The organism is Mesorhizobium sp. Arg314, assembly GCF_053714275.1.
Window position 1 is genome coordinate 1 of sequence record NZ_JBSKBP010000173.1, and the last position, 1,169, is coordinate 1,169.

Genomic DNA, 1,169 nt, shown 5'->3' on the forward strand with positions numbered 1-1,169 from the left:
CGGTGTCTCAACCAAGCCATCAACAAAATGCAGATTCATCAACGACCCCTGGCCGAGTACTGTGGCAGCAACCGCATGCCGCTCGAGGGCGGTGTTCATCTCGCCTCGCAACCAGTCGCCAATGGCATTCACTTTTCGGCTTGCTTCTTCAGTCAGAACCTTGGTGAAGCCAGCCAATCCTGCAGCCATGCTTAGGACGTTGTTGTTGAAGGTACCGCTGTGCGATAACGAATTGGCACGTGCAGGATCAAACCGGTCCATGATAGAGGACTTCCCCCCGAAGGCACCGAAGCTTGCGCCGCCGCCGAGATACTTTCCAAGCGTGACCATATCGGGAAGGATACCAAGTTCCCCGTGCAACGCTCTATAGCCTAAGCGTGACGTTTGCACCTCGTCGAAGATCAAGATGACACCGAGTTCGTCAGCCAGATCCCGGATACGCGGAAGGAACGTTGGCTTGGCGACGATGCAGCCTCCAGCCCCCAACATTGGCTCCAACATAATCGCAGCGAGTTCATTCGCATTCTCTCGCATAATCTTTTCTACGCCATCCTCATCGTTGTAGTCGGCCAACAAAAAAGAGAAAGGCAAATTGAGTGGCGAGCCCCCGTTTGCAAAGGCCATCACGCCCCCATGATAGCTTTCTCTGAACACCAGTATCTTGGTTCGGCCCGTGATTGCCCGCGCGGCCGTCAAAGCCATGATATTCGCTTCCGTGCCGGAGTTGCAAAAGCGTATCCGTTCGACAGCAGGGAAGCGGTCAACGATAGCGGCACCCAACTGTGCCTCGTAACGGTTTGGCCCACCGAGCATGACACCGTCCTTGATGGCATCAATCATGGCTTCCGCTATCGTTGGGTCCGAATGTCCGTAGAGTCCCGCAGTGTATTCCGACAAGAGATCCACATATTGATGGCCATCAAGGTCTGTTACATAGCAGCCATCTCCGGACACCAAAGTGAGTGGAAAAGGATTGTACCAGAGTATGGCGCGGGTGTTGCCGCCTGGAAGTGACTGCTTGGCGTCCACATGACGGGCCAGGCTTTTTGGATTGCGGTCAATAAATTGCTGCCGTGCATCTTTGAGAACGGAGTCGATATCTGCATTTTGCTTGCTTGAACCTGCGGCGGTGACTGACATTTTGTAAAGCTCCTCTTTAGGATTGTGGC

General features: G+C 54.0%; 1 protein-coding gene. It reads right to left on the reverse strand.

What is annotated here, in order from left to right; translation table 11 throughout:
• A partial coding sequence (locus ACWGS9_RS34880; protein WP_454509439.1) for an aminotransferase class III-fold pyridoxal phosphate-dependent enzyme occupies positions 1–1,140 on the reverse strand: 1,140 nt, incomplete at its 3' end.
• Between the last annotated feature and the right edge of the window lie 29 nt (positions 1,141–1,169).